At 72.4% G+C, this 6,935-nt stretch carries 4 protein-coding genes, 1 tRNA gene and 1 pseudogene; 1 reads left to right on the top strand and 5 read right to left on the bottom strand.

Features of this window, described 5'->3' with window-relative positions; genetic code table 11:
* A pseudogene (locus tag G6023_RS15705) lies at positions 1 to 152 on the bottom strand (L-seryl-tRNA(Sec) selenium transferase); the annotation flags it as partial.
* A gap of 119 nt (positions 153 to 271) precedes the next feature.
* Positions 272 to 367 (bottom strand) — tRNA-Sec (locus G6023_RS14290).
* Between the two features lie 71 nt (positions 368 to 438).
* Between G6023_RS14290 and selD the strand changes: the two genes are divergently transcribed.
* Entirely contained in the window at positions 439 to 1,449 is a 1,011-nt protein-coding gene (gene selD / locus G6023_RS14285) for a selenide, water dikinase SelD (RefSeq protein ID WP_096906360.1), read from the top strand.
* A gap of 168 nt (positions 1,450 to 1,617) precedes the next feature.
* Here selD and G6023_RS14280 read toward each other — a convergent pair whose 3' ends face one another.
* From G6023_RS14280 to G6023_RS14270, 3 genes are all read right to left on the bottom strand, one after another.
* Positions 1,618 to 2,805, bottom strand: coding sequence for a M20 family metallopeptidase (locus tag G6023_RS14280; RefSeq protein WP_182636135.1), 1,188 nt, complete (start codon positions 2,803 to 2,805; stop codon positions 1,618 to 1,620).
* Positions 2,783 to 4,672: a S9 family peptidase gene (locus G6023_RS14275; protein WP_096906362.1), complete on the bottom strand. Its 1,890-nt coding sequence runs from the start codon at positions 4,670 to 4,672 to the stop codon at positions 2,783 to 2,785. The genes G6023_RS14280 and G6023_RS14275 overlap by 23 nt, the downstream gene beginning before the upstream one ends.
* A partial coding sequence (locus G6023_RS14270; protein WP_182636132.1) for a glutamate-cysteine ligase family protein occupies positions 4,665 to 6,935 on the bottom strand: 2,271 nt, incomplete at its 5' end. The genes G6023_RS14270 and G6023_RS14275, both read right to left, overlap by 8 nt.

The raw sequence follows: 6,935 nt of genomic DNA, 5'->3' as shown, positions 1-6,935 counted from the left end.
GCGCCGGGCAGCGCGTCGAGCACCGCGTCGACGATCTCGTCGGCCCGGAGCACTCCCGCGCGGGCGCGGTCCTGCGCGCCCCGGATCTCGCCCTTGACCAGCTCGCGGCCCAGCCCGTCGACCGCCCCGGTGAGGCGCGGATCGCGGAGCAGGACGTCGGTGGACGGGATGAGGCGACGCGGATCGGGCGACGACGGCCCCGACCCCTCGTGCGGCTGCTCGGTGATCGTCCGTTCCCCTTTTCGGATCGGTGCCGGTGACGGTGAGGTTGTGGCGGAGGCGGACGGGAATCGAACCCGCCTGACCGAGATACTCGGCCACGTCGGTTTTGAAGACCGCGGGGACCACCAGGTGCCCGGACGCCTCCCTGCCCCACGAGACTAGGCGGTGGTCCCCGGCCGCGCCCACCGATCGGCGCCGCCTCGTTAGGGTCGGACCATGACCACCGAACCCATCTCGCCCGCAGCCCGGCTCACCTCGTACGCGCACGGGGGCGGGTGTGCCTGCAAGATCCCGCCCGGTGCTCTGGAGAACGTCGTTGCCGACCTCATCGGGGCCCCGGTCCGCGATCCGGCCGCGGAACTCATCGTGGGCCTCGACGACGGCGACGACGCGGCGGCGGTGCGGATCACCGGTGGCCGGGCCGTCATCAGCACCGCCGACTTCTTCACCCCCGTCGTCGACGACCCGTACGACTGGGGGCGCATCGCCGCGGCCAACGCGCTGTCCGACGTCTACGCGATGGGCGGGACGCCGATCATGGCGATCAACCTGCTGTGCTGGCCGATGGACGTCCTGCCGTACGAGATGGCCGGAGAGGTGCTGCGTGGCGCCCAGGAGGTGGCCGGCGCCGCCGGATGCCACGTGGCCGGCGGGCACAGCGTGGACGACCCCGAGCCCAAGTACGGCATGGCCGTCACCGGGCTGGCGGACCCGGACCGGCTGCTGCGCAATGACGCGGGCCGGGCCGGGATGCCGCTGTCGCTCACCAAGCCGCTGGGGATCGGGATGCTCAACTGTCGGCACAAGAACACCGGGGAGGTGAGCCGCGAGGCGATCGAGACGATGACCACCCTCAACGACGTCGCCTCCCGGGACGCCCTGGCCGCCGGGGTCGAGTGCGCCACGGACGTCACCGGGTTCGGCCTGCTCGGCCACCTGTACAAGATGGCCCGGGCCAGCGGCGTCTCGGCCGTGATCGACCCCGCCGCGGTGCCCTACCTCGAGGGCGCCCGTCAGGCGCTCGCCGACGGATACGTCAGCGGCGGGACGCGCCGCAACCTCGACTGGGTACGTCCGCACCTCGCGGCCGACGTGGACGAGGACGAGCTGCTCCTGCTCGCCGACGCCCAGACCTCCGGCGGGCTGCTCGTGGCCGGGGAGATCCCGGGGGGCACCGTGATCGGCGAACTCGTCCCCGCCGGAGACGCGGCGATCACCGTGCGCTGACGGGGCCGGTTTCCCCGCACCTCGCCGAGCAGAGGGTTTCGCACACCCGCTCTCGGGCGATACCGGCGAAATCCTCTGCTCGGCGGGAGGGTGAGCGCCCAAAGGCGGGAGGGTGAGCGCACGAGGGCGGGAGAGTGAGCGCGCGCGGCCGGGATCCGCCCCGCCAGCTCAGGCGGGGCGGTCGAGGCGGGCGAACGCGTCGAAGATGCGGGCACCGTGGGCCAGCGCCCGCTCGTCCAGCACGAAGCCCGGATGGTGGAGATCCGTCTCCTCGGACTCGCCGTCCCACACCCCCAACCGCAGGTAGACGCCGGGGATCTCCTCGGTGTACCAGGCGAAGTCCTCGCCGCCGCTGGACTGGTCAGCGGTGCCCACCCCGTCGGTTCCGAGCACCGATTGGACGGCCTTCGCCGCGAGGTCGGCGCACTCGTCGTCGTTCCCCACGGGCGGCACACCCTGGATGTACTCGACCTCAGTGCGCGCCCCGTACAGGGCACCGATCCGCTCGACCGTCTCGCGGACCAGCGGCTCGACGGTCGCCCACACGTCCCGGTCCGCGCTGCGCAGCGTGCCCCAGATCTCGCCCGAGTCGGGGATGACGTTGGGCGCGGACCCGCCGGCCTTGATCGAGGCCCACGTGAGCACGGTGCCGGACCGCGGGTCGATCCGCCGGTCGATCACGCCCGTGACGCCCGTGACGATCTGGGCGAGGGTGAAGACGGTGTCCTGGGTCTCGTGCGGACGCGCGGTGTGCCCGCCGTCCGAGTGGACGGTGATGCCGATCTTGGCGTTGGACGAGGTGATGGCCCCGCCGGTCACGCCCACCTCGCCGACCGGGCGGTGCGGGTCGCAGTGCAGCGCGAGGATGCGGTCGACGCCCTTGACCACGCCCTCCTCGACGCAGTCCTTGGCACCGCCGGGCATCGTCTCCTCGGCCGGCTGGAAAATCAGGCGCACCGGGCGGGGCGGCGGGTCGGCGACCAGCATCTCGGCGGCGCCCAGCAGCATCGCCGTGTGGCCGTCGTGCCCGCAGGAGTGGCTGACGCCCTCGACCTCGGAGGAGAAGGACTCGCCGGACTCCTCGCTCATGGCCAGCGCGTCGATGTCCGCGCGCAGCGCCACCACGTCGGTCGACGTGGCCCCGTCGGCGGCCGCGACGTCGCACCACAGCCCGGTGCCCACCTCGAACCGCTCGGGCTTGAGCCCCATCGAGCGGAGCTCGCCCTCGATGTACTCGGTCGTCTCCCGCTCCTCGTAGGACAGCTCGGGGTGGGCGTGGATGTGCCGCCGCCACCCGACGAGCCGGCCCTCGAACCCGGTCGGGTCGGGGGTCTCATTCTTCTTGCGTCCGAACATCGAACACCTCCTGGCAGAACTGGACCACCCGGTCGCCGAGACGCTGCCGGTTGGCCAATTTCACGAATTCATGACCTTCGTCCTCGAACAGCAGGACGTCCACCGGTACGCCGCGCCGGCGCAGGAACTCCACGGCCTGATCGGTCTCGCTGAGCGGCACATTGGTGTCGTGCGCGCCGTGGACGAAGAGCATCGGGACGTCCACGTGGTGGTACCGCCGTAGGGGCGAGGCCTCCCGCAGTAGCTCACGTTCCTGGAGCGGGTTGCCGTACTTGGGGTAGGCGGCCGCGGCGATCCACGGCTCGGTGGTGCGGTAGAAGGTCTGCAGGTCGCTCATCCCGCACGCGGCGATTCCGCCTCGCCACCTGCCGGGGTGGCGGACCAGGGTGGCGTTGACCAGGTAGCCGCCGTAGGACCGGCCCGAAACCACCGCCCGGCCTGGATCGGCGATGCCCTCGTCGATCAGGTGCAGCAACGCGTCCTCGACGTCGTCGATGCCGGAGAAGCGACCGTAGCGGTCGTCGGCGTGACTGAAGAAACGCCCCGAACCGGTGGAGCCGCGCACGTTGGGCAGGAAGTAGTTCACGCCGATGTCGAGGTAGCGGCGGGCGATGTCGTTGTACCCGGGGCGCGACTGCCCCTCGGGACCGCCGTGGAGGTGGACCACGGTCGGGCCCGGTTCGTCGCCGATGTCGGGACGGTAGAGCCAGCCGCTGAGCTGGAGCCCGTCACGGGCGGTGAACTCGACCAACGTCGGCGCGGGGTCGGGTTGCTCGGGCGGCCGCCCGGTCCACCTGCGGTTGTCCACGTCGTACATCACCACGCGCGGCGGCTGGTCGAGGCTCTCGATGGTGAGCGCGAGCAACCGGCCGTCTGCGGTGAGCGTGGGTGAGGTCGCCACGACCTCGGGCAGCGGTGGCCGAACGATCACGCGGGGGCGCTCCGGCCGTAGGTCGAGGACCTCGATCTCCGACAGACCACCGCGCACGTTCCACAGCAGCACCGCGGTCGAGCGGTCCAGGCTCACCTCGACGCGGTCGAGATCGGCGTCGGTGCGGAACGCCACCGGCCAGGACTCGGTGGAGTCCTCGTCCGCCTCGACCGCGAGCAGGCCCATCCGGTCCGCCGAATGGTCGCTGCGGACGACCATCCGCATGGGACGGTCGTCGTCCCCCGCGTCGAGGATGACTCCGGCGTCCGTGGTGGAGCCGGTGTCGACGGGTAGCAGTGGCCACCACCGGCCGTCGGGGACGATGCGCAGCAACTCGCGGTTACCGCGGGCACCCACCCGGAACAGCGCGGCTCCGTCCCACGCGTGGACCAGTGCACCGCCCATCCGTCGATCGACGACGGTGTGCTCCCCGGTCTCGGGGTCCACGAGGCGGCCCTCGGCCAGGCCCTCGGAGTCGAACGCCGTCACCGCGAGCAGGTCGCCGTCCCAGCCGACGATCTGGACGGTGGCGTCGCCCACGGTGTCGACGGGGTAGACGTCGTGATCGTCGGGGTCGGTGGTGACCAGCCAGATCCGTTCGCGCTCGCCGCCGTCCGGGGCGACCTCGCAGGCGAGCCACCTGCCGTTGGGCGAGTAGGCCACGCGGCGCACGGGGCCGTCGACGGGCAGCACGACGTCGCGCTCCGGCCCGGCCCCGTCCAGCCCACCCGGCCCCAGCGGCCGCTGCACGGCGCGCGGGTAGCCGGTGCGCTCGGTGACCACACACGCCAACATCGACCCGTCGGGCGACAGGTTGGGGGACGTGGTGTGGCGGATCTGGGTGGGCCCCCCGGCGGCGTCGTCGGGTGGTCCCGCGACGTCGCGGGACTCGGCCTCCTCGGTGACCTCGACGTCGACCTCGGTGGTGTCAGGCACGGTGAATCCAGGTGTCCTTTCCGCCGCCTCCGCTCGAGGCGTTGACGACCATGGTGCCCGCCGGGGCCACGCGCGTCAGTGCGACAGGCGGGGCCGTAGCGGCGATCTCTCCCCCCTCACCGTGCCGCAACATGACGAACGCCCGCATGTCGACGTGGCGTCGCTGCAGTTCGCGGCCGTCGAACGTCGGCAGGGTGGACAGCGACTGCACCTCCTGCGCGACGAACCGGTCCCCGTGGCGGCGCAGCTCGTCCCGACGCTCGTCGAGCTCCCGGGGCGAGCATTCCGGGCCCACGGTGATGTCGGACCCGCCGTAGCCGTCGATCGGCTTGACGACCAGCTCGCCGAGCCTGTCGAGGACCTGTCGACGCTGGTCAGGGTCGGCGCACAGGTACGTGTCGACCTGGCCGATGAGGGGCTTCTCGCCCAGGTAGAAGTCGATGATCTTGGGGACCATGGCGTAGATCGCCTTGTCGTCGGCGGCACCGTTGCCGGGCGCGTTGACCACGGCGACGCCGTGCTCCGCCATCGCGTTCAGAAGCCCACTGCGCAGCGCGGTGCCATCTGCGCCCGTAGAGGACAGGAGCATCTCCTCGTCCATACGGACGTAGAGCACGTCGATCTTCTGCCGCTCCCCGCCCTCGACCCGCCACAGGGCGGAGTCCTCGCACACCAGGTCCGAGGGCGTCACCAGGGTGCCACCGACCGCCTCCGTGACACTCTTGAGGTCGTACGCCTCGAGTTCGTCCTCGGCGACCACCACGCCGATGGCGGGATCGTCGACCCCCTCGGGCGCGGCCGCCCGCAGGGTGTCGGTCAGCATCGCCAGCGCCTCGCGGGGGTCGTGGACCTCCGACCGCGCACCGAACTCGGGGAAACCCTCGGCGATCCGGTCGCGCAGTGCGACCGCCATCGCCATCCCCCCGGGCATCCGCAGGTTGTCCTCGAGCACGATCCACTCGCCCGGCGCCGTGGAGACCAGGTCCACGCCACACACCGGGGCGTGGAGGACGCCCTCGGGCACCGCGCGTCCGGTGGGACGGAACCCCGGTGCGCGCTGGAGCGCCTCGGCGGGGACCACGCCGGCCCGGCTGATCTCGCCCGCCCCGTAGATGTCCCGCAGGAACATCTCCATCGCGCGCGCCCGCTGCTCGATGCCCGCGGAGATCCGCGCCCATTGGTCAGCCGGGACGATCCGCGGGACGGAGTCCAGCGGGAAGACCTGCGGCTCGTCCTTGCCGTACACCTTGAGCGTGATGCCCATGGAGCGCAGTCTGTCGTCCACCTGCTCCTTGCGCTCGCACAGGACCTCGGGGCCCATGTCGGACACGGCCTTGAGCAGGTCCACGTACTCGGGCCGCGGGTTGCCGTCCTCGGAGATGGCCTCGTCGTGCACCTCCTCGGTGACCGCCTCCCCGAGCGGCGAGTAGGAGGCGAGCATGTGTCGCATCCCGCGGTCGTCGGCGGTGTCCCGGGGGCGGATCCGCTCGACGGTCTCGGCCAGCAGGACGGCGATCACGTCGCTGCGGCGTCCCCGACGGCGGTGCGCCGCGCGTTGGCGGGTCGCCGAGGTCGCGGAACCGCGGACCCCGTCGAGCAGGTTCAGCACCAGGTCGAGTTCGCCACCGGCCCGGAGGTGGTCCACGTGGTCGTCGACCAGTCCGGTGAGCACCTCGGTGGCGGGGCGGGGGCGCCCGGTCGCCACGTCCACGAGGTCCCCCTCGAGTCCGGAGCGTGCGGCGCGCCAGAACGCCGCCGCCAGCACGGCGTCGGAGGGTCCGTCCCACCCGCCGGATCCGGTGCCCTGCGCGGCGTCCCGTTCGGCCAGGACGCGGTCGACCGCCGCGCGGAACAGGGCGGCGACGACGACGAGGGTGTCGATCGTGCTGCACGAATCGCAGGCCACGAGTTCGATCCCGTCCCCGTCCCGGGCGGGGCGGACGTCGACCGCGATCCCCTCCCGTCCCGCGACCACGCCGGTGGCGACGATCTCGTCCTCGCAGGCGAGCGCCTCGTCGGCGGTGTCGGCGGCATAGGCGGGCAGGTGTGCGGGCGACCACTGGCTCTCGAAATAGCGGGTGGAGGCGTACCCGGAATCGGTGCCGTCGGCCCAGTAGGGGGAACTCGCCGACAGTGCCAGCAGCACCGGCGCGAGGGCGGCGACCCGTCGGGCCGCGTACTGGGCCTCGTCGGCGTCGGCGGTCTCGACCACCACCCGGAAGCCGGCCGAGGCGCGGGTCTGCGACTCGCGGCCCGGCGCGGG

This window comes from Dietzia sp. DQ11-71 (genome assembly GCF_014144995.1).
Classification (GTDB): domain Bacteria; phylum Actinomycetota; class Actinomycetes; order Mycobacteriales; family Mycobacteriaceae; genus Dietzia; species Dietzia kunjamensis.
This window is presented reverse-complemented; position numbering and strand designations above follow the sequence as displayed.

Bases quoted from the DNA above. Each gene is read 5' to 3' on its own strand.
- selD (WP_096906360.1), top strand. From the start codon at position 439: ATGACCACCGAACCCATCTCGCCCGCAGCCCGGCTCACCTCGTACGCG.
- G6023_RS14280 (WP_182636135.1), bottom strand. From the start codon at position 2,805: ATGTTCGGACGCAAGAAGAATGAGACCCCCGACCCGACCGGGTTCGAG.